At 60.2% G+C, this 22,052-nt stretch carries 16 protein-coding genes and 3 pseudogenes; 7 read left to right on the top strand and 12 right to left on the bottom strand.

Translation table 11 applies throughout. The features are described 5' to 3' along the window. Window positions 1–282: 282 nt before the first annotated feature. The 7 genes from FSO04_RS33240 to FSO04_RS33210 all read right to left on the bottom strand — a co-directional run bounded on the left by FSO04_RS33240 (window position 283) and on the right by FSO04_RS33210 (window position 10,200). A complete protein-coding gene (locus tag FSO04_RS33240) occupies window positions 283–3,759 on the bottom strand; it encodes an ATP-binding protein (RefSeq protein ID WP_154565815.1) in 3,477 nt (1,158 codons plus the stop codon). A 3-nt stretch (window positions 3,760–3,762) separates the two neighbouring features. Beyond that, complete coding sequence (locus FSO04_RS33235) at window positions 3,763–5,013, bottom strand: metallophosphoesterase family protein (protein ID WP_168435936.1); 1,251 nt, start codon at window positions 5,011–5,013, stop codon at window positions 3,763–3,765. A gap of 130 nt (window positions 5,014–5,143) precedes the next feature. Beyond that, the gene (locus FSO04_RS47125; protein ID WP_199203075.1) at window positions 5,144–7,393 is read right to left on the bottom strand and encodes an alpha-ketoglutarate-dependent dioxygenase AlkB; all 2,250 of its coding nucleotides are present in this window, start codon (window positions 7,391–7,393) and stop codon (window positions 5,144–5,146) included. Between the two features lie 20 nt (window positions 7,394–7,413). Continuing rightward, on the bottom strand, window positions 7,414–8,502 hold the full coding sequence (locus FSO04_RS33225; RefSeq protein WP_154565814.1) for an ATP-binding protein: 1,089 nt from the start codon (window positions 8,500–8,502) through the stop codon (window positions 7,414–7,416). Beyond that, the gene (locus tag FSO04_RS33220; RefSeq protein WP_154565813.1) at window positions 8,483–9,310 is read right to left on the bottom strand and encodes a small ribosomal subunit Rsm22 family protein; all 828 of its coding nucleotides are present in this window, start codon (window positions 9,308–9,310) and stop codon (window positions 8,483–8,485) included. Before FSO04_RS33220 ends, FSO04_RS33225 begins: the two co-directional genes overlap by 20 nt. 434 nt (window positions 9,311–9,744) lie before the next feature. Continuing rightward, window positions 9,745–9,897 (bottom strand): hypothetical protein, encoded by a 153-nt coding sequence (locus FSO04_RS33215; RefSeq protein WP_154565812.1) that lies wholly within the window; start codon window positions 9,895–9,897, stop codon window positions 9,745–9,747. A gap of 57 nt (window positions 9,898–9,954) precedes the next feature. After that, a complete protein-coding gene (locus FSO04_RS33210) occupies window positions 9,955–10,200 on the bottom strand; it encodes a hypothetical protein (RefSeq protein ID WP_154565811.1) in 246 nt (81 codons plus the stop codon). 401 nt (window positions 10,201–10,601) lie between these two features. Between FSO04_RS33210 and FSO04_RS33205 the strand changes: the two genes are divergently transcribed. The 5 genes from FSO04_RS33205 (at window position 10,602) to FSO04_RS33185 (ending at window position 15,942) form a co-directional block, all read left to right on the top strand. After that, entirely contained in the window at window positions 10,602–10,793 is a 192-nt protein-coding gene (locus FSO04_RS33205; protein WP_154565810.1) for a hypothetical protein, read from the top strand. 179 nt (window positions 10,794–10,972) lie between these two features. Further along, window positions 10,973–11,602, top strand: a complete 630-nt coding sequence (locus FSO04_RS33200; protein WP_325063543.1) for an SET domain-containing protein — start codon at window positions 10,973–10,975, stop codon at window positions 11,600–11,602. 808 nt (window positions 11,603–12,410) lie between these two features. Then, on the top strand, window positions 12,411–13,244 hold the full coding sequence (locus tag FSO04_RS33195; protein ID WP_154565808.1) for a DUF932 domain-containing protein: 834 nt from the start codon (window positions 12,411–12,413) through the stop codon (window positions 13,242–13,244). A 133-nt stretch (window positions 13,245–13,377) separates the two neighbouring features. Further along, window positions 13,378–15,618, top strand: coding sequence for a ParB/Srx family N-terminal domain-containing protein (locus tag FSO04_RS33190; RefSeq protein WP_154565807.1), 2,241 nt, complete (start codon window positions 13,378–13,380; stop codon window positions 15,616–15,618). 78 nt (window positions 15,619–15,696) lie between these two features. Beyond that, window positions 15,697–15,942 carry a hypothetical protein gene (locus tag FSO04_RS33185; protein WP_154565806.1) on the top strand — a complete coding sequence of 82 codons (246 nt, stop codon included), beginning with the start codon at window positions 15,697–15,699 and terminating at the stop codon, window positions 15,940–15,942. A gap of 29 nt (window positions 15,943–15,971) precedes the next feature. Here the strand turns inward: FSO04_RS33185 and FSO04_RS33180 are convergent, their stop codons facing one another. From FSO04_RS33180 to FSO04_RS33170, 3 genes are read right to left on the bottom strand one after another with little or no spacing between them, the layout of a single operon-like run. Beyond that, on the bottom strand, window positions 15,972–16,646 hold the full coding sequence (locus FSO04_RS33180; protein ID WP_154565805.1) for a hypothetical protein: 675 nt from the start codon (window positions 16,644–16,646) through the stop codon (window positions 15,972–15,974). Next, window positions 16,639–17,331 carry a nucleotide-binding protein gene (locus FSO04_RS33175; RefSeq protein WP_154565804.1) on the bottom strand — a complete coding sequence of 231 codons (693 nt, stop codon included), beginning with the start codon at window positions 17,329–17,331 and terminating at the stop codon, window positions 16,639–16,641. The genes FSO04_RS33180 and FSO04_RS33175 overlap by 8 nt, the downstream gene beginning before the upstream one ends. A 9-nt stretch (window positions 17,332–17,340) precedes the next feature. Further along, the gene (locus FSO04_RS33170; protein ID WP_154565803.1) at window positions 17,341–17,805 is read right to left on the bottom strand and encodes a hypothetical protein; all 465 of its coding nucleotides are present in this window, start codon (window positions 17,803–17,805) and stop codon (window positions 17,341–17,343) included. A 549-nt stretch (window positions 17,806–18,354) separates the two neighbouring features. Here FSO04_RS33170 and FSO04_RS33165 point away from each other — a divergent pair. Continuing rightward, on the top strand, window positions 18,355–18,720 hold the full coding sequence (locus FSO04_RS33165; protein ID WP_154565802.1) for a hypothetical protein: 366 nt from the start codon (window positions 18,355–18,357) through the stop codon (window positions 18,718–18,720). A 303-nt stretch (window positions 18,721–19,023) separates the two neighbouring features. Here FSO04_RS33165 and FSO04_RS33160 read toward each other — a convergent pair. Further along, window positions 19,024–20,049, bottom strand: a pseudogene (locus tag FSO04_RS33160) (IS110 family RNA-guided transposase). Between the two features lie 133 nt (window positions 20,050–20,182). Between FSO04_RS33160 and FSO04_RS33155 the strand changes: the two are divergent. Continuing rightward, window positions 20,183–21,193, top strand: a pseudogene (locus tag FSO04_RS33155) (ISNCY family transposase); the annotation flags it as partial. A gap of 522 nt (window positions 21,194–21,715) precedes the next feature. Here FSO04_RS33155 and FSO04_RS47800 read toward each other — a convergent pair. Continuing rightward, a pseudogene (locus FSO04_RS47800) lies at window positions 21,716–22,052 on the bottom strand (hypothetical protein); the annotation flags it as partial.

Here is a 22,052-nt window from a genome sequence, read left to right as displayed (position 1 = left end):
ATCCGTTTCACTTCAATGTTTATCATTCGCATCGGACGCGTGGCGTGACTGCACTACAGTCGCCCCGCCACGGAAATCGGGACCGGAACGACGCCGAAAAAATTCGGCATTCGTCATTGGCTGGATCACCAACATCTGTACTTGCCGGGATCACTCCGCCTAAATGAGTCGTCTCGACTCTGATCCCGTTTTCGCCTCCAGGTCTGCGTCCAGATTTCCTATGGAATCACCGCGATAATCAGACTGCGCCTAAATCACGGGTCTGATCTGACGCGCATATCGTCAGGCTGTCACATCGTTTCTCCGCAATTCCACGACGTTCACGGTACTGCTGAACACTTCCTGCACCAACGGACGCAGATGTTCGTGATGTGTGAGGAAGATCACCTGGGTCCGGCCTGATAACTCGCGCAGCGCCTCTAAACCAGCCTTGGCGCGCTCGTCATCGAAATTCACAAACAGATCGTCAGCGATAAAAGGCAACGCCTTCGCATGCTGAAGGTGCAGTTCGAGCGCAGCGACACGCAGTGCGAGGAACAATTGGTCCCGCGTCCCTTCGCTCAAGCCCGAAACCTCCACCTGCTTGCCTCTGGTGCGCTTGGCATAGAGGACCAGAGGGCTCGCCTCGTGGTCAACAACAAGCTTGGTGAATTGATCTAGCGTTAGCTGCGCGAACACCTCACCGGCCCGCTGGAGCATCGGGCCCTGCTTTTGATCACGATATCGGTCGATGGCCCACTTCAGGAGTCTGCTAGCCGTCGCGATTTCGAGGTATTGCTCTGAGGCATCCCCCATTGCGGCTAGCGCTTCCTGACGCTTTGCCTCCGCGATTGCAGCATTCGCTTGCCCGTTGATAGCAGAGAACGTCTGCTGCGCGGTGACCTGCCGCTGCGCGAGGACGTTTAACTGCTCGGTCAACCTGGACAGGTCTCGCTTCGCCCCCTCAAGGATGCCAATGACTGCGGCTGGGTCCTGCTCAGCCACCTCGGCTTCAATGGCCTCCCGTGTCAGGCCATCGCCCTCCCTGAATAACATGCTTGTGGCCTTATCGATCGCTTCCAGCAATGCGCGGCGTCTATCTGATCGATCAACCAGCGGCAATGCCTCCTCAACGGTCTTGACGCCGGCCAACTTCAGCAAGGGCTGGATCCGCTCCTCCGCGGTCACTACGTCAAGCTCCGCGTTCTCCTTCCTTGTCTTGGCTTCCTTAAGCGCTTCGTCCGCCAGCATGGCAGCTTGCGCGGCACTATTCGCTGCACGCAGGCGCGTCATGAGGCGCCGGGCAACCTCTGACCAATCTGGTAGCTTCACGAGATCTTTGTCCAGCAACCGGGAGAGTCGACATGTCTCAGCCTCTAACGCGTCCAGGTCAGCCTGCATGGTCTGGATACGGTTTCGACGGATACCCTCCGCAGCATCCAACTTCTCAGCCACCGTGTTGGCCAGCTCTACCGCGCCCTCTGCTTGAGCCAGCGTCGCCGAAGCTTCACTTAGCTTAGCGGCCTGCAAGGCAGCGCGCCATTGATCCTCCCAGGCCCGATACACCTCAGCGGCCTTTTCGGCTTTGGCTTTCAGCGTCTTGAACGTTCGCTCGCCCTGGGCTATCTGTTGATCAAGGCTTTCCTTCCTAGTCCGCGCTGAATCAGCGCTCTGTACGAATGCGGATGCAGCGGACAAGAGAGCGGCCATATCCGTCGCATCGATAACGGTGACCAACACGGCCCCAAGAGCCTTGGCAAGTGCTTCGACGCCGCCTCCGTATGCAGATTCTTCCCCGTCGAGGTCACGTCTGCATTGACGCAACGTAACCTCGGCGGCGAAAACTGCCTCCCGTTTGATAAGCCATTGGGGCAGATCATCCAGCGCGATGGCATCCAGCCCAATGCCCATGGTGAGCGCGGCCCACTCTGTCTGAAACTGTGCTAGTTCAGCCTTTCTGTCTTCAAGGATCTCCCGTTTGCGAGAAACATCCGCTCGCGCGACCTCCTCCTGCTCGCGAAGGCCCTGCAATTTGGCCGCCTCGGTAGCACTACCTAGCTGCAAGTCCACAAGCTCATCCGCCAGACGGATCGCGACATCTACGGCCTGCGCACCTGCTTCAATGGTGACGGCTCCAGACTTGACATCGTTCCAGGAGTTGTCCCGCTGCCCCCTCGCATCCAGAACTTCGGCGTGAGTCACCACCTTGTGACTTTCCGTGAAATGCTTCTCCTCGAGTCGCAATCGCTCCATCAGGGCTTGCGACTCATCGAGCTTGCCACGTGCATTCCTGACGGCACCCATACGATCCTGTTCCTCGCGCTGGAGAGCCGATATACGAGCAATTGATGGCACATCCATGGTCCGAAGTGCTTCCAGCGACGGCCTCCAGCGCCCTAGCGCTGCGAGCGCATCGGCGAACTGGCGGTCGGCCTCCTCAATGTCAGCCTTGAGAGACTGCCGCCTCGAGCGGGTGCGATCCAGCGTTTGAGCCTCCGTGAGAGCCAAGCGAAGTTCGCCTGGAACCTCCGACGCCACAAGTCCTTCAAACTGCTCCTGGAGCATCTGGAGATCGTGCTTTCTCTCCTCCACGGCTTCTTCTGCGCCAACCATAGCCTGGTGCAGCGCACCGTGTTCGCGCAAGAGATTTGTCACGGTCTTCAGCGACAGTGCCCCAGGAAGGCTACCGCGCAAAGTCTCCTCGTCTGTCGGCCAGCCGAGTTGGGAAGCCGCCGCAAAAGCAGCTTCAAGCAAGCGCCCGACCTCGGCCCGCCGCAGCGGCAAATCACGCTGATGGTTCGCACAGGCACCTCGAGCCTCGTCAAGTAACTCAATATCCTTCGACAAAGCGAGAATCTCATCGTCCGTTGTGATCTCACCTCGCTCACACTGGCGCGCGTCAAGATCCTTGCGTCGCTCCTCAAGCACCCTGTTCGATCCGGCGAGGCCAGACTGTCCCGAAGTCAGGTCGACATACGCAGTTGACGGAAGCTCAGTAACGTCCCCAAGCTCGCTGAGCTCCGCTTCTTTGGCAGCCAATTCCCTGAGAAATGGTGCCAGTCGGCGCACTCGCTCAAGCTTCGACCGCAGGAATTCGAGACGCAAGTGCTCCGCCCTGGCCTCCGCAATCTCTTCGTTGATCCCGTCGAGAGTGTCCTTCGCTTCGGACCAGACCTTGGTACGCACGTGCGCCGCCTTAAAATCCGCACCGGCCTCAATAAAGCGAGCCTCGGCTTGAGCGTACTCACTACTAGCTCCGCGTCTCGTCCACAACTCCCCAACCCGATTCTCCAAAGCTTCCCTGACGGGACCTAATCCGCCAATACCTGCCGCCGACTGGAACAATACACGCCCCAGATCCTTCGAAGCGTCGAGGATACTGCGCCCTCCTTCGACCAGACGTTCATGGTCAAGGCAGAACATCTGCTCGAAAAACTCCTTGGTTGCGCTGCCAAGAAGTGGTAACAGATAATCATCGGGTAGTCTCTCGTCGTTCGGGGTTCGAAGCTGCGTCCGGCCGCGCGCGCGATGGAAAACCACTTCGCCCTCCTGGCTCCCCAGGATACCCCCCAGGCGCAACTCGGTCAGTTCGTGCAGGAATGCAAGTGGAGTGCGGGCGGGCATGCCAAAAAGCAACTCCAGCACGGCATTTCGAACGGTTGATTTGCCTGCCTCGTTGGGTCCGACGACGACGTGGAAGTCGTGCGCCGCCTTTGGAAACGCAAGGGACTCACTGTCAAACTTGCCATATTTGATCAGGTCAAGTTGTTGGATCCGCATGCTTTAGTCTCCCTCGGCCAGACGCATCAGCAGTGCAGGAGAAACGTGCCTCACGAGCTCGGACAGATTCCCTGATCTCGCAAGCGCCAGCAGCGGAACATCTTCTTTAACTTCAGAATTCACCTTGCCGAAGAACGGCTGCAGATCTCCGTTAAGCAACGCCAGAAACTCCGGGTCATTGGCCGCTTCCTTGAGAATTTCTTGCAGGTCAGCGATGGCGTCCATCCGCGCGTGATAATCGCTCGACTGTAATGTCGGACTCGTTGCGACCTTTATTTTCTCCAACCACAGCTTCTCGTTGCCGATGACGGCTATCTGGTTCAGCACCTCTGCACGCAATTCTTTGGCTTTGCCGAACAGCACCCCGTGCACGGGGCTTTGACCGGTCAACGTAACGCGCACAGCCCGGGGCACATGTCCATCCGAAGAAAGCAGGTTCTCCAGAGTTACTCCGACCTTGCGGGCAACGTCTTCCATCGAGATGCAATCAGCCGCTTCCACCTGGACTGACTCCCACCGCAGCACATCCAGGAACAGTCTATCCACGATGGTATGGCCGTTCTCCACAGTGACCAGCACAGCGCCGCGGCGTCCGGCCTCACGAATATGCCGCCCCTGTAAATTCCCGGGGAAAACGATGGTGGACTGTTCAGACCAGAGCTGAAATTCGTGAACATGGCCCAGTGCCCAGTAGTCGTAACCCTTCGCCTGTAGTTCTGCGCGTGAACAGGGAGCGTAATTGGCGTGTGCGCTGTAGCCTTCCAACGCCGTGTGCAATACACCGATGTTGTAATAACCTTGCACGGGGTCTCGATAGCCAAGCGCCAGGTTTTCGACAACGGCCTTATCCCTAAAGCTTTGACCATGTAGGGCGACCTTGAGGTCGTCCAGCTTGTGGAGATCAGGCTTGCGCGAGCTGAAAGGAATGACATTATCTGGAAGCGTGAGCTTCTTGGTCATCTCGTTCTCGGCGTCGTGATTGCCATAGAGCAGAAATACGCGGATGCCCGCTTTGCGCAAACGTCCCATCTGCTGACCAAAGAAGATTCCGGTGTTGTGATCTCGCCAGTCACCGTCATAGAGGTCTCCGGCGATAATGAGAAACGCCACCTCCTCTTCGATTGCCCGGTCGACGAGCCTACTGAGTGCCTCGCGCGAGGCACTGCGCAGTTGAGCTGTTGGCGCGTCGGGATAGGCACTCAGTCCGTGCAACGGACTGTCAAGATGAATATCAGCGGCATGAATGAACTTCACGCTTTCCTCCCTTTGCTCGTCGTCCCTTCCCACCGATTGAAGGTCGTCTTCGCGCTTGTGCACCGGGTTCGACGTAAAGAGTTCTACCACTAGCGGTAAACCGTCGAATTGCTGAAGACCAGATTCGCGCTTACGACCCTTTATCTTTTTTGCGGCTGGCTGCACCCTTCGCTTTTGTCGTGCGAGGATTTACTTTCCGGAAGGTCAGTGAGATCCGTCGCCCACGCAAGGCCGTTCCTTCCTTCTTTCGCTTTGGGATCTCGTGGGTCCACTCTTCGCGCACTTCGCCATCGAGAACAACGGCACTTCGGCGCTGCAGTACCCGTTCAATCTTCCGCAGCCCATCTGGACTACGAAACAGCATGCCCCATGATTCGCCAAGACTGATCGTTACTACTGCCCCGCGAAAACAGCCCGGACAGTCAATATGTTTCGCGATGCCTTGGCTAGCCACGTATTCGTTCACGATAACCTGATCTGGCAATTCGCCGACCAGGCCGTGTCGCAGCAGGCGTTCGGCCAGATCCGCGGCCCAGCGGGGAAGCGGTCCCTGATAGGCGGAACTCTCCACCATACGCGCCTTGTAATCGTATTTCCACCCATAGTGCTGAACTCTTCTCGACAGGTCCGTGAGCCAGGTGCCGCGCTCAACCTCTGCTAGCAGAGCGAGCTCCTGCTCACCTGAAATAAAGTCCGGAATAGTCAATAGCCCAGGCGGATCATCAGGCAGTCGAACCGGTTGCAACACGCGCTGACCGATGGCTAGCTCCCCGGACAGGCTTGCGGCGGGTTGTATGGACTCAATCGACTCCAGCAATGCTGCGCGTGGCGGTGACGGTAGACGTTCGGCAACGCTGCCGATCGCAATCCAGTCCCGGAAATGATCGACATCCAGCTCGTCGGCGAAGGACACGCTATCGTTCAGCGCAAGGCTCAGTTCGCCCTTTACCTTCAGACGATGTCCGGTCTTGTCCACACTCAGCTTGCCACTGCCTGACGCGGTCAGTTCGGCGTCAGCTATCCGAAGGCACCGACGAAGGCTTGACGGGTGCAAACGCCGCGCAAGTTCGAGGGCCTGGTTGTACGTGGGCTCGTTATCGAAATCCGCACGGAACCACTCCCCACGTCGGCTTGTCTTGCGATCTGCCCAGGGCCGGTCGCCGTCAAGAAACTGCACCTTGTCGCTTCCCAAAACCCATGACGGCTTAGGAGCGAATCGATCTGGCCAGCAGTGTGTCGCATTCCCTGCGACGGAAGACAGGTGCCATGTACGCACCGCCAAAATTTCCCGCGCAGCAGGAGATCCCCGGAATTGCTTGTCGAGATCACGCATCCCCGTCAACAGCCCGGAAAGCATCGCCCCGGTCCACCATACAGCAGGCGGCATGGATGGAAGATCGTCCACCCAACTGACGAAATTCTCCGCCTTCGGGCGCAGCAGAACCAGCTGAAGCGCGAGCCCAAGAGGGTCGCGCTCAGCGCGTCGCACATCTATTACTGCCGCGTCAGAAAGGATGGCCTGCGTGTGGTCGCGCAACTCCGCCAATGCCGCACCGTCTGCGCCCAGTTGCGCGGCGCTGTCTACGATCGTTTCCAGGACCTCCGCGGGCCGCCACTCTTCCCGGTAGTTCACCGCGCCAATTACTTCACGGATCGCCGCCCACAGCGGCGAGACCAGGGCGTCGGGACCATTACGAGCCCATAACGGCACGCCCAGCCATGGGGCGCCCAGCGCGGCCGCCGCGTTCTCGCGAGTCGCTCCGGTCGACAGAGACTCACAAAGCACATCTAGCCAGGGATCTATTGCCGGCACTGCCCAGACTGCCATCGCAGCCGCTCCGCGAATGGAATCCCACTGCGCGGGCGCACGATACAAGGTCGTCAATTGCGGCCGGTTAGCCGCCGGCAGTATCTGGGTGGTCGGTTTGACCTCAACCGGTTGAGCCGGCATTTCGATGTTACTGAACCCTTTTGCCATCGCGACGAGGCGCGCCCGGTCGCCTTCCGTCGGGACCGAGAATGCTGTCACGCTCGACAGGTGAATTGGCCCGGGCCAGAGAACCTCCTTGTCATCACACGCTACCGAATGCACCAGCGCGTCGATCCACTGTCCACTACGATAAATGGCGGCCGGCAAGGATGGGAGTTGACCGGAATCAATCCAGACGACCACAGAAATGCGCCCGCCTTGTTTCAGGTCGTCACAGACTGCTTCTACTCCAAGGCTCAGTCCGTCCGCGTCGAAGGGACTGGGCCACCATTCGTCAGCCACGAAGCGAAGCCAGTCCCGACTGTCGAGCACGAACGAAAGACGCGGCGACGCGGCGCCACCCGCTTTTTGCGTTGGCACAGCGGCGCCTTCAGGCGAAAGCCAGTCCATCTGTGAGGCAGACTCTCTTGTCATCGGGCGAGCAGCGCTGGGCCGGGTAAATCAGCAATCTGACTTGCACTCAGTGCGAATGGACCGTCGACCAGCGTCAGGTTATCGCGCGCCCGTGCGCACAACATGTACATACGTCGAAAAGCCTCAGTTGAGTTACATGGAAGGGACCTGTCCAGGTCCTGCAAATATACAGCATGGAACTCAAGTCCAATCACCGACTCACTGCTAAGCACTGTAATGCCTGTATCGAGCAACCGGATGTCCTCCGCCGCCCCCTTCCCACCATTGACATAAGCGTCAATCCGGGTACCCGGCGGCAACGCTCCCACCAGTTTTTCCTGAACCTGAAGGACGTCGTCCCGCCGGTACACAATCACCCCGATCGCCTGCGCGCGATTCTGAAAGCGTGTGGCGACGAGCGCGACGAGTTCCTCCCAGCTTCGAGGCTGTACGAGGCGCGGAATCTCGCCGCCGCGTCGACGCTGAACGATCCCGGGCGGCAAAACCTGAGAACGATGAAAATGCTCGGCAACGGCGGCAATCTCCGCGGTGTTCCGGTGATTCGCCTGCAGGCGGATAGGTACAGGCATACCGGCGTCGAAAATGTCCTGCAATGACGCGCGCAGCGAATCGGTAGTCTGGTCCTCGTCCGCGAAAATGGTGAGCGTTTGCGCGCCAAATCGCACGGCCCACCGAAAAAAACCAGCGGGCAGGTTTTGCCCCTCGTCAATCACAAGATGCTCGAGCGTCGGCACGACCTCCGCCGCTGCGAAGTCTCCGATAATAGTGTCCCAGTCGTATACATACGGTGACAACTCCGGCACATTCCGGGCGAAGCGGTCATAGTAGGTTTTCGCGATGAAGGCGCTCATGGTCTTCGCTACCAGCGCCTCGCCATCCAGTTGCCCCGCGAGCGCAGCGAGCATCTTGTTTCGTGTTACCAGCACGAGTTTCTTGTCGAGTTCCCTCAGGAACTTCGCACGAAGCACGGCCAGACTGGTCTTCCCAGACCCCGGCGGTCCCACGACGAACAGACTTTCCTCGGGATCATGTTCGTAGACGACCATCTGCTCATCAGCCAGATCGTCAAGCTTTGGCAACTTCATTGGTGCGTCCTTTCATCTGAATCGTGGTCTTTGCCGGTCGGTACAGCAACGCGTAGTGCACGTCCTTGGGTGATTTGTTCGTGTCAGCGAAGCGCTCCACGTCATCGACCGCGAGCTCGAAACCACCTTGCATCAAAGCGTCCCGGAATGTCGGATATTTCGCATCAGCGTTCCGGTTCGCACTGTTCGTGTAAAACACCGCAGCGGGACCAGGCCCAATGCTGGAAACTGCCGTCAGGATAGAGGCTACGAGCAACCCGACGTCAATAGTCGGGCTGGCAAGCAGATACGATGCGACCACAAGCGTCCATTCGCCTCGGGCGGGTCCAAAATCGACCCGGCCCAGATCATCGCCGAACCAGCAGGTTGTCTGAGGGTGGAACGCTCCGTACTCCCGGGCACGCTCGGCGAGCAACGCTCCTAAACTCAGCATACTCGTCGCGCGATCAACGCCGAAGTACCGGAACGGCTCCTGTGGGCCCAGCGATGCCGCAAAGGACAGCCCTGCTGTAAACGGTCCGCAGCCGAGATCAACGACCGTCGGACGTGCGATGTTTCCGTGGTCTCCAAGTAATCTGGCGAATGCATGACGCAATTCGTCGAGGTGCCGCCCCTGGTTATATTTTGCGTACAGAAGGGCTCTGTCGTCCCCGCTCAGATGGCCGATGGAGGCATTGAAATCTGCCTGGCCACCCCCGATAACATCCCGGAAAATCTCGTTTCTGGGCCATCCCAAAAAAGTTGCCGCGGTTGTCCGATGGTCGTTTTCTATCCGTTGGTCGATTTCGCTACTAATCAGCTGCGTCAACCACGCTGGTGTCGTCATAGTTTGTCAGTGCCGCCCGTCACAAATAACAGTACACGCGCCATGCGATACATTGCTTCACTTGCTGGACCCGCAGTTTGCGAATGTATTTAACTGGCACATCAATCGGACGCTCCGTAAAATCGGCAACGATGTTATGGCCCAGCCTTTTATAAACAATCGTCCGATTCTTCTGCGTGCAACGCACCCCTTTACTGGACGCCCGTCCAAACTGCTATAACGACCGTGATGGCAATAACTTGAGCGGCCATCCGATTAATTTATTCATTCCGGCAAAGCCTCGCGCAAATAATGCATTCCGCATACGACGCGCCCGACAAAATCACGATGTAGCAATCCGCTTTAATTTTTATTGGCGAGAGGGCGGTGCTGGCATCACCGGAGTGCTCATCGAAATGGCCGGCTCGCCCGCCAGTTCACTCAGGCGAACCGTCGCCACCGGTATCGTCCGAGCGACGGTGCGGCTGGCGCCCGAACTGCGCTTTCTGAAGAATCAGAGTCGTCGTCACGAACTGATAGAACGACGCAAGGCCCTGTGCGATCTGGATTCGCCGTCCATCAACCTGCATGAATACGCCTACAGACACGCCGGCGCCAGAACAGGACGGATAGCGGTTCCCTACCGGTCAGTCCACGACTTCGCACACGCCCCATGGTGTATGGATGACCGTACCGGCTAGCAGCCGGCCGGCTTCGGTCAAACGTGCCCGGAACCGGACCTGCATTCCATTCGCCGCGGACACGAACGGACCAATCTCGAGCACTTCAAGCTCACCGTCCTGACACAGGATTCTGGAACCGACGGGGGCACTCGTGCGCACGCGTGCGCCGTTGCTCACCTGCTGCCCGAATATCGGGTCGTTGAAACTCATGCTGAGACAGTCTCCGGCTGTCGGGCCGTGCCCGGGACGTCATTGTCAACGGCAAACACAGGAGTATGGTCCTCTGGCAAATGCGCGAGAATGCTCTCGGGTAGGCAGTTTGCCCAACGCATCGAGATAGTCACATCTACATGCGGTGCGTCGTCAGGCAAAAGCATAGATAGGATTTGTCCGTTCTGCTGGCCGGGATTCTACCAACCATTCCTTTGCCGCCAAAAGCCTTCTCCCGGTAACGCCACACACATGGCATGCGGATCACCGCCTGCAAGCACTTGCCAACGCCCCGTCAGGCAGATACACCGCCCTGCCGCCCCATCGACGCATACCGCGCGCCGCCCCGGCCGCTGGTAGAATCGCTCGCTCAGAAAGCCTCCCCCGGAGCATCGTGCATCATGGAGTACCGCGTGAGTTATGAGCACAGTCTTGCAAGCTCGCCCGATGACTTCATCGCGCGCGTCGCCTCGCAACTGGTCGACAATGTTCCTGCAAACATTCCGCGCGCCCTGCTCCCGGAATTCATTGCGGACCTGATCCTGGAGCGCTCGCCCCAGATCGGTAGAATCCGATACATGAGGATCCTGTAGGTCCTCCAGACTGTGCTCATCTCCTGCGCGACACCCGTTCGCGTCGGTCGGTATCTCATTACGCCTGTATCGCTGGCGTGAAAAATAATGGCATCGCTTGAAAAAGGAAATTCGACCGGGCACTCTATCCCGGCTGCCTGACCCAGTTCCTCCGTTCCGCAACCGTCCCGACCATGCCCTTGAAGAACGATTCCGATACTGTTGCGCGGACGCCTGCCGATACCACACGTCGTCGCAACCGGTTCGCTGTTCGCCGGTCACCGGTTCACGGCTGGGGTGTATTCGCCACGCGCACACTTGCCGCGGGCGAACAGGTGTGTGAATACAAGGGCGAGCGTATCTCCTGGGACATGGCGTTGCTCCGTCACCCCCGCGATCCTGCGCATCCGGACCATACCTTCTATTTCGACATCGGCGACGGCACCGTCATAGACGGTGCGGTGGGCGGCAACAGCGCCCGGTGGATCAATCATGCGTGCCGCCCCAACTGCGAAGCGGAAGACCGCAATGGCCGGATCTTCATACAGACCGTGCAGCCGATACGAAGCGGCGAAGAGCTCAGCATCGACTACGCGCTTTGCGTGGAAGGCCGGTACACCCGTCAGTTGCGGCAGCGGTACGCCTGCCACTGCGGCTCGCCGGACTGCCGGGGAACCATGCTGGCCGAACGCAGATGGCGGCTCAAAGCGACACCAGAGTCAACGCCCGCGCCGGACCGGCTCGCAGACGTCGCGAATTCGAGCGCGGCACCACAGACAGCCGCCCCCATTGTCGAAAGACAGTCTCAGGACGCGCTGGTCGTTGCGTAGCATTCGGAAACGCCTTCGGCGGCTAACCCTGCTCCGCTGGACGGCGACGACCGGATCTCACAGAGTAGCGTTTCGCAGATAGCGAGCATCGGCTGCGCCGTGGCATAGCGCCGGCCTTGCACGTCTCGACACGCTCATACGGCGTGTTTTGTGAACGTAGGCCACCCGATCGCTTGATGACCTCACGTGACCATCCCTCGTCCGGCGTGGTGGTCTGCCTCCTCCGTCCGGTCGCACCCTCTCGCCACCACATCCCGCTTCATACGTTCAGAGCGCCTGCACTCGTCCGGATCCATCCGGATCGAACCCGACGTCGGCACCGACGGCGCGCCTTGTCCGTCAGGGTCGATCGGCGTTGCCACGTACCTTCCCGGGCGCCGCCCTTCGCTTGCGCTACGGGCCGGGCTTTCGCGCTGAGCGTCGAGCCGCGTACCGCGTCTCGCCCCTGTCGGGCATCAATCCCTGGCGCAGCAGTCAACCCCGTCATCTTCTATCCGGCACGGCCACCTGTCCGGTCAACTCGCGTCACGGCATGCACCGCGCTCCCAGGTTGCCGCCCTGACCACGCGACCGTAGCCGATAGCGGGCAGGCGTCAAGGGGCGAGGGACCGTGTTGCCCGCACCCCTCCCTCGCCTTTTTTCCTTGACGCCTGCCCGCTATCGGCTCCTTGAGTCGCACGGGCGGAAACCCGGGAGCCTGGCGGCAGCAAAGCCAACCCCGGGTTCCACCAGGAGGTGTCCAGCCGCAACGGCAAGACACGTCCCCTCGCCCGGTTCAAGCCCTCAACCTTTTGCTGTGGAGATTGCCATGCAACTCGCTTCCTCTTTCCGTTACGGTTCCCCGATGCTCCGCTCGGACTCGCCCCTGTCGGATGACCAGATCCGCCGCGTTGCCCCGTCCATCTTCGCCGACGGCAAGCACGAAAGCCGCTCCGAGCGCTACACCTACATTCCGACCATCGACGTGCTGCGCGGCCTGCGCAACGAAGGCTTCCAGCCCTTCATGGCCTGCCAGACCCGCGTACGCCACGACGACCGCCGTGAGTACACGAAACACATGCTGCGGCTTCGCCACGCCGACCAGATCACCGGCGACGAAGCCAATGAAATCGTGCTGCTGAACTCGCACGACGGCACGAGCAGCTACCAGATGCTCGCGGGCGTGCTGCGCTTCGTCTGCCAGAACGGCATGGTCGCAGGCGACAGCGTCCGGGATATCCGCGTGCCACACAAGGGCAACATCGTCCAGAACGTCATCAACGGCGCATTCGACGTGCTCGACGGCTTCGATCTGATCCGTGAGCAGAAGGACGGTATGCGCGATGTGGCGCTCGACCGCGACGAACAGAATGCGTTCGCACGCTCCGCGCTCGCGCTGCGCTACGACCCGACCGACACCGAGGCACCCGCGCCCGTCACCGAAAGCCAGTTACTCGCTCCGCGCCGTTTCGAGGATCGTCGTGACGACCTCTGGACGGTCTTTAACCGCGTCCAGGAAAACCTCACCAAGGGTGGGCTGCACGGACGCTCGCGCACCGGGCGCTCCATGTCTACGCGGCCTATCACCGGCATCGACCAGAACGTGAAACTCAACCGCGCCCTCTGGATGCTGGCGGACGCGATGCGCCAGATGAAGGCGTAAGCACGGCACGGGGATCACTTACAACGCCCCCGATTCCGTCACCTTCTGTCAGGACTCCTATCCGGGTCAGGTCCTGGCAGCATCCAGCACCACCCTGACCCGGAACTCTCTTTCCAACCTTCTGGAGTCAATCATGCAAGCCCATGAAATCGAAACCACCGCCACGGTGAGCGCCGCAGAAGTCGCACCGGTTCTCGAAACCACTTTTGGCAACGAACAGCCGGTCGTCACGGTCCCCTATTCCAGCCTGAGCCGCTCGCCGCTCAACGCCCGCACGAAGCCTCTGTCCGGCATTCCAGGCCTTGCGGCGAACATCCGTGCGAAGGGACTGCTACAAAACCTCGTCGTCCACGAGATGAAGGGGGCGCGCGGCAAGCAGCGCAGATACGGTGTCTGCGCGGGGCAGCGCCGCGAAGCCGCGCTCGACCTGCTGTTTGAACAAAAGCACATCTCCGCCGATTACCCGGTACCCGTGCGAATCGTCAGTGAAGGCGAAGCCCTCGCCGTTTCGCTGATCGAGAACAGCGAGCGCGAAGGACTCGACCCGTTCGACGTGCTACGTTCGTACCGGATGCTGGCCGAGGAAGGCCGCAGCGTCGATTACATCGCCGCACTCTTTTCTGCGTCACCGGTTACGGTCAGGCGGCGCATGAAGCTCGCCAACATTTCCCCGAAGCTGCTCGCGCTGCTGCGCGAGGACGCGATCACGCTCGACCAGCTTGCCGCGCTCGCCCTCGCAGACGACCACGAAACGCAGGAACATATCTGGTTCGACGCGAACGACTGGCAGCGCCAGCCGAATTATCTGCGTCAGGCAATCACGCGCGCCGAGATCGACGCGAGCCGCAGCCGCCTTGTGCGCTTCGTCGGCCTCGCGGCCTACGAGAACGAGGGTGGCTACGTGCGCCGCGACCTGTTCAGCGACGACCAGCACGCAGGGTACATCGCCGACGCGGAACTGTTGCAGCGCCTCGTTGCGCAGAAGCTCGACGCCACCGCCGAGGCAGTCCGCGCCGAGGGTTGGAGCTGGACCGAAACGCGCGTCGAGCGCGATTTTCTGGAACTGAACCGCCACGGCAGGCTGCGCCCCGTCCAGCGTCCGTATACAGAGGACGAGCAGAGCGAAATGGATTCGCTCACCGCGCGGCAGGGCGAACTGGCCGAAAAGCTCGCGGCACTGTCGGAGGACGACGAAGATGCCTACGAAGAAGCCGACCGACTCAACGAGGAAATCGAGCGCGTCAACACAGCGATCATTGCGCTCGAAAGCCGAGCCGTGGTTTGGGATATGGATCAGATAGCCGAGGCCGGTGCGTTCGTGATTGTTGGCCCGCAGGGCGAACTGATCATTGAGCGCGGCCTCGTGCGGCGCGAGAACAGCGCGGCCCTTGACGCGGCAGGCGCGACCGTCACCGGCACACCGGACGCCCAAACGCCCGAAGCGGCAGATACGCCGCCCCCGAAAGTCAGGCCTGTCCACAGCGCGAAACTCTGCCAGCGGCTTACCGCACACCGTACCGCCGCTATCCACGCGGAACTGGTCGCACAGCCCGCCATCGCACTCGCCGCCATCCTGCAGCAACTGATCCCACAGGCACTGCCCGAACACTACGGGCATGCGTCCACGCGTGGCTGTCTGGTGCTTTCCGGCGAGAACAATCACGACGCCCTGTTACGTGCAGCGGACGATCTGCCTGCCAGCCCGGCGTGGAACGCCATCGAGACGCAGCGCGCACACTGGATCGCGGAACTGCCCGCCAGACTGGCCGACCTGCTGCCGTGGCTGATGCAGCAGGACCTCAGCACGACCCTGCTCGACCTGCTCGCGTTCTGCACCGGCCCCCTGCTCGATGGCATTGAGAGCGAGGAAAAGCCTCACGCGATCAATGCGCTGGCGGGCGCGCTGAACCTCGACATGACCCGGTACTGGACACCGACCCGCGCGACGTATTTCGATCACGTCAGCAAGGCGCGCATCGCGGAAGTCGTGTCCGCCGCTGTGTCCCCAAAGGTTGCCGCCGACCTCGGGAAGATGAAGAAGGCCGACGCCGCTGCGGCCGCCGAACTGCGGCTCGCAAAAGCCGCATGGCTCCCGGAAGTACTCACCGATCGGGAAACACCGGCCACGCCTTCGTGGGAAAGCCGCGACGACGAGGATGGGAACAACGACGTGGATGTAGGAGACGGTACAGGCGAAACGCCGGACAGCAAGGACGACGAAGCGCAACCGGCCGCCGGGAGTGGCACCGGACACGTCAACGATATGCCTCCCGATACAGCGCGCGCTTCCGGCACGGGTAAGGCTTTGGCGCCGTGGCCTTTCCCGACCGCTGGGAGCATGAACAGCGCACAACCCGGTCCGCTGGCGAAATAGCCTCGCCCCGAACACGGGGCGAAGCGGGCGGCAGGCCCGTATCACTGCCGCCTGCTTACCTGAACCGGAGAATCCATCATGCCCAGACGTATCCGTATGGCCGTACTCGCGGCCACTACCCAAGGCGCACCCGATTTCTATCTGGCCTTTGTCGCCGTCACCAACGAGCAGTACAACATCGGCGATCACTACGATCTGGCGCGCGCCCACGCCGAGGATGAAGGCTATCAATATCCGATGATCGCCTTCGATCAGAATGACGCGGCAACACTCGCGCTTCGGCACGTCGATGCATTCATGAACGACGAAACCGACGAAACCTGATCGTAGCGGACAGGCTCTCCGCCTGTCCGCTACCGGTTCGCATATCCAGCCTGCGCGACATGCAAGCCTGCCCACCAGCCGGCCCCCACCCCGGCTCCCAATATCAGCAGCAGAACAACGAGCGCGCTCCAGAATAAACGACGCAGCACCCGCACGGTGCCATGCGCAGCCGTCTGTCCGGCGACCGCGATCTGCGCAACCGCACCGTCCAGCCGCTTCCGTTGTTCGCGCGCTGCGACAGCCGACACACCCACAAGCCGGTTACCCGCCGCGCGCGCAATCCGGTCTGCCGCCCGCTCCGCCAGTATCTTCAGCGACTGCTCGTTCAACGCAGCCAGTGTCACACGGTAGCGCGCCTCGTGCTCGCGAGTGATGTCCTCGGCCAACTTGATCGTCTCCCTGCAGCGAGCGAGCGCGTCACGGTGTTTGCTCATCAGTGCATCGGTCGCCGCCTCTGCTTCCCGGCGCACTGCGTCGAAACCGCCATCGCCCGCACGGCGGATACGCTCGGGCATCGCCTCATACAGCCGCGCGTAGTATTCGAGCACGGCAATGACTGACCACAACGCATCGTTGTCGCGCAGGTTGAGTGCCCCAGATATCCGGCGCATGCGCAGCAAGCTCATATCATCGGGCACTTCGCCCGCGACATCGAGAAACAGCCGGGCGAGCGCATCAGGCGACTTCGCCCTCCGGTTACGCATTGGCCGTCACCCTGGCGAACATGTCGCTATACAGGGCACGCCAGCGCAGCAGTTCCGCCCGCTCGCCGATGTGCATCGTTTCGGCCGCCCTGCGGATCGACAGACGCTGACTGCGAAGCTCGTCGGCAACCCGATCCGCCAGATCGGGAAAGTCCAGCGACTGGCCCTGCGCCTCGACAGCCTTACGAAGTTTCGACTCGCGGTACAGCGTGAACTTGTCCGGCGTACCGAAGTAGCCATTGCGCACAACGTGCGTGAGCGCATGCGGGAACGTCTCGCCAAATTCCATCAGCAGTTCGAGACTGTCACGCTGCCGATTGATAACCCACAGCACAACGAGACGCCGCGCCAGCTCATCTAGCGTACCGGCAAGTGTCCCGCCATATTGCGCGAAGCCCGTCTGACTACGTGCCGCCGTGTTGACGACGACCGTCGCATCACGGTGTGCATCGCAGAAATTGACGAAATCTATCCAACCTCCTGCCTCGTCCAGATCACATGATGCGCATTCGACCTCGTCATGGACAGCCTTCATGACATCGGGATTGGACGTATCCGTCTCCACCAGTACGACATGGACATCTGAACGACGCAGATAATCGACCAGCGCCAGCGTGACGAAGCTCTTGCCGACACCGCCCTTGCTACCGCCGACCATATAGATAGGGTGATTTTCCGTTGCCATTTCATACCTCTACAAGTTGTCGGTATCCGGCCTGATCGGAAATCCGAGGAAGCCCTTTACCGGCGTGGATTCCGGCCTGGTTATTCCCCCATCCCTTTTCTTTTGTGACTCGGCACGTGCATTGCCGGTATGCGATGACCTCGCCTGATTGGCTTTCTTTACGCGAGACAATGCCGCATCAGTATTTTTTCTGACATGCCTCTCCGTCTGTGCAGACCTGCCCTCTTTCACTGCACGCTGCATCGCATATCGCAACGTGGCCGCACTGATTTCCACCCCATCCTGCGCGATCTGCTGGACGATTTCTTCCTGCGTGTAACCTTTTCTCTGTGCGCCAATGATTTGAGACTGCATGGATTTCATTGCATCGCGAACATTGACGCGATGCTCATGCGCGGGCTTTTCCGGCAGCGCATCGAGACGGCGCGCGGCAGCATCCCATTGCGCCTGGGTAAAGCTCTTCACCACTGGCATCATCCGCTCCTGCACGCTGCCTTCGCGCCATCTTGCTAAGGGGAATAACGCGCGTCAACCCCTGCAAACAGGCGTAAATCGAAGCAGTGGACCGTGCTGGAACGACCAGGAATTTGGCGGAACAAGAAACTTTTTTGCGCTGTCGCATGCTGGCAACGCGCAGGGATTGGCGTGCGCGCGGGTCGTGACAAGTTCAGATTTCCGGTCGAGTGATCGCCTGATCTTTACATTGGCACCAGACAGCATCTGGAATCCATCGCGCTCATGCTGCGCCGGACAATCGCGAGATTTGATGCCGGGTATCTGAACGGTGCGATTCTTACTGCGCAATCTATGGGAGTTGTCCCATTCAAGTTGCGCGCGCGGCATCACCCTCGCATGGGGCATCGGTACAGTATCGGACATTTTTCTGCGCAATGTCCGATAGCCATGCTTTCGTATGCTGCGCCAGAACGTCCACCATCACGTTTCCAGCGAAACAACGTATTTGTGCGGGCAGGAGGACCTGCTCACGCGATACGCCGGCTTTCTCTACCAGGCCGGTTCATCTTGCTGCGCACGGTGCTTCGTTTTCCAGCGCGTGCGAACACGTTTTCTTGTGGCAGTAGTGAATCTATCTGCGCGGTCACGGTCAACCCCGCTCACGGGATTTGCGAACGGCAAATTCAAGAACATAAAAACAAGGGATGGCAGGATAGGCTATCGCCGGTTTTGGGCGTCATGTGCGACGCACTTCTACTAGATAAACAAGATCGAGGCCTCAGCAATCTTGCGCTTGCTAACAAGCGTTCGCGCGCCGATCAGGATCCTGTTGCGTATTCCGGTAAGGTGATCGATCAGATCAACGGGAATATGGCGAACTGTATTCGTGGCCGGCAGAATAGCTCGCCGTCTGCAGCGGAGTTGAGAGGCTGAGAAGTCGTCACTGTTCTGCCATTTTGGGATTTTGCATAAAAGAAATTAGCAACAATTGAACTGTAGAGGCTAAGTTGTAATCTATGGCCAGCCCGAATTTTGCAACCTCTGGTTCCGACGTCCTCGTGGCTTGCGCAAATCTATCCGGAATCCATGTTCCGCGATGAAAATCGCACCGGTCGATCCTCATAATGTCGGCAGCTGCTGTGAGCTGTACAACTTGTCAGGTTCTTCGTCCGGTCGCTGTGCCGTTGGATCATCAGATTGCCAGCAGTCGCAAAACCTGGTTGGGTAAGCGATAAATCAGTCCGCGAGCTTCAGGCGTGCGGCATCGTATGTGGTGTGCCTGGTTAGCACCGCCCAGGCGATGCGCGCGAGCTTGTTAGCGACGGCACACGCGACCACGTTTGAATGCCGTCGTCTCAACATTGAGCGAATCCACTCCCCGAGCCGGTCAGTACGCTTTTCTGCACGCTGGATAACGGCGCGCGCGCCTTGCACGAGCAGATGGCGCAGGTGCTTGTCGCCACGCTTGCTGATTCCGCACAGGACACTTCGGCCGCCCGTGCTGTGCTGTCTTGGCACCAGTCCGATTGAGGCTGCGAAGTTCCGGCCGCCAGCAAACTGCGCGACGTTGCCGACTTCCGACGCGAGAAGGCTCGCCGTGATGGTTCCGATACCGGGAATCGACAGCAACCGGGCAGCGTTCTCGTCTTCGTGTAGTTGCGAAGTCAGATCGCGCTCGACATCGTCAATCTGCTGGTCGAGGTACCGATAATGAGCATGAAGCCGGTGGATGAGCTGGATTAACCGCGGCGGCAGATCGTGAACCGCAAGCACATCAGGCAACCGACGTAGCGTGGCTCTCGATAAAGGAACGACGATGCCGAACTCAAGCAGTACGCCGTGGATCCGGTTGATGGTGGCCGTGCGTTCAGTCACCAGGCCTTCACGCGCCCGATGCAAGGCTGCCAGTAGCTGCTGAGCTTCGGTTCGCGGCTCGACAAAGCGCATGGCGGGCCGGGATGCAGCTTCGCAGATCGCTTCGGCGTCGATGTAGTCGTTCTTGTTGCTCTTCACAAAAGGTCGCACATACTAGGCCGAAATCAGCTTTGCCTGGTGACCCATTGCATCGAGCTTGCGTGCGAGCCAGTGCGCGCCGGGGCACGCCTCCATAACCACGGTAACCGCCTTCAGATTGCTGAAAAACGGAATCAGCTGTGCGCGCGAAAGTTTCTTGCGGAACACCTCGTGACCCTTCGCATCCTGCGCGTGCAGATGAAAAACATGCTTGCCCAGATCGATACCGATCAGCGTGACCTCGTTCATGGCGCCCTCCTTTACGTTCGACCGAACTTCCTATCGTAGAACGGTCGCTGGGATCGGGCTGGCCATTTCATTATGTCCGCTTTTGGGCGGCATAAGCTTACCCGGCGTCGAGCCTCCGGCGCCGGAGGCTGCGATGGCTGCAACGGACAGGATCACGATGACGATACGAGAGCTGGACAGGTTCAAGGTCATCCAGGCGGTGGCGAACAATCTGCTCAAACCGTGGCGCGCTGCGCAGCGGCTCGGCCTGACGACGCGACAGATACGACGGCTGGTCGCGCGCCTGCGTGAAGATGGCCCGGCGGGTCTGGTGTCCGGCCGATGCGCGAAGCCGAGCAACAACCGGCTCGATGCCGGCACCGCGGTTCGCGCGCTGGCGATCATTCGCGAGCGCTATGGCGATTTTGGCCCGACGCTGGCGTGCGAGAAGCTGCTTGAATGCCATGGACTGCGGCTGGCCAAGGAAACCGTCAGGCGACTCATGACCGATGCCGGCCTGTGGATTCCGAGGCGTCAGCGGCCGCCGAAGATCCATCAGTTGCGCAGTCGTCGGGCCTGCGTGGGCGAGCTGGTGCAGATCGACGGCAGCGATCACCGGTGGTTCGAGGAACGGGCGCCGGCGTGCACGCTGCTGGTGTACGTCGACGACGCGACCAGCCGGCTGATGGCGCTGCACTTCACGGCCACCGAGTCGACCTTCAGTTACTTCGAGGCGACACGCGGGTATCTCAGGCAGCATGGCAAACCGGTGGCGTTCTACAGCGACAAGGCCACCGTGTTCCGCTCGGCGCAGACGTCGACGACGGCCGGCAAGGGATTTACGCAGTTTGGGCGGGCCCTGTACGAGCTCAATATCGAGTCATGGTGTGCGAACAGCAGCCAGGCCAAGGGGCGGGTTGAACGGGCGAATCTGACCTTGCAGGACCGGCTCGTGAAGGAACTGCGGCTGCGTGGGATCGATACACATGAAGCCGCGAACGACTATGCGCGCCACTTCATCGCTGACTACAACACGCGCTTTGGCAAGCCACCGAAGAGCGCGTTTAATGCACACCGGTCACTGCGCGACGACGAAGATCTCGAGCTGATCCTGACGCACCGGGCAACACGCTGCGTGTCGAACACGCTGACCATCCAGTACGACCTATAAGGACTTTCCTTTTTTGCAAGCTCGGGGTTCATTCATCCATTCGTTTGACTCCGATGTGATCGGGCAGACATCTGACATTTAGCGGCGAGACAGACTGCATACCTATAAACGGCCTTCTATGAGCAGGAAGTTGTCAAGGCCTTTCACGACCTGACTCACGAATCATCGACCAGGTCCTTCGGGCGGCTCCAGTTCGGAAGCGCCGTAGCGGGGGGGCAAGGGCGGCTGCCTGTTCGCGAGACCGCCGTCAACCATTGCTGTGATCCATTGTGGTCTGAAGCCGATCGTCGCGCCCGTGAGACTCCAGTGTCTCACCGCCTTCTATCCGCCGGCACCAGGCCAGCCTCATCCAGTATGCGCGTTACGCCGGAATCACCTACCGGGAACACGCCCCATCTTGAGAATCGGTTGCATTAGCAACCCGGCCGTTTAGCGGGCATGTTCACTCCAGACCGTATGTGCTGCATAGTTGCCTAACCTACCGTTACCTCCTGCCTGCCAAACCTTTGGGGGGCCTTACGCCGACTTCAACTGCGCTCCTTCAGGGATCATCCCGTCCTTCAGATAGCGCCACAGCGCGATCGCGAGGCGCCGCGCTACCGCGACGATGGCGATGCGCCGCGCCCGCCGATTCGGTCCCGTGCCCTGCGTGCGCCGGTTGAACCACTGTGTCAGCGCACTGCCGGGCTGGTAGCGCAGCCAGCACCACGCCATCTCGACCAGCAGTGGGGGGCGACAATGAGTACGTCCGGTGTACCGACATTCATCTTGGCCGGTAGTGAGGAGTCGGAGGCGGCGTAGCCGCCGAAGACGACGAACTGCCGGCGGCGCCGGATCGGCGGGGCTTAGGATG

It is taken from the genome of Paraburkholderia madseniana, from assembly GCF_009690905.1.
Classification (GTDB): domain Bacteria; phylum Pseudomonadota; class Gammaproteobacteria; order Burkholderiales; family Burkholderiaceae; genus Paraburkholderia; species Paraburkholderia madseniana.
Note: the sequence above shows the minus strand (reverse complement) of the source record. Positions and strands in the feature narration are given on the sequence as shown.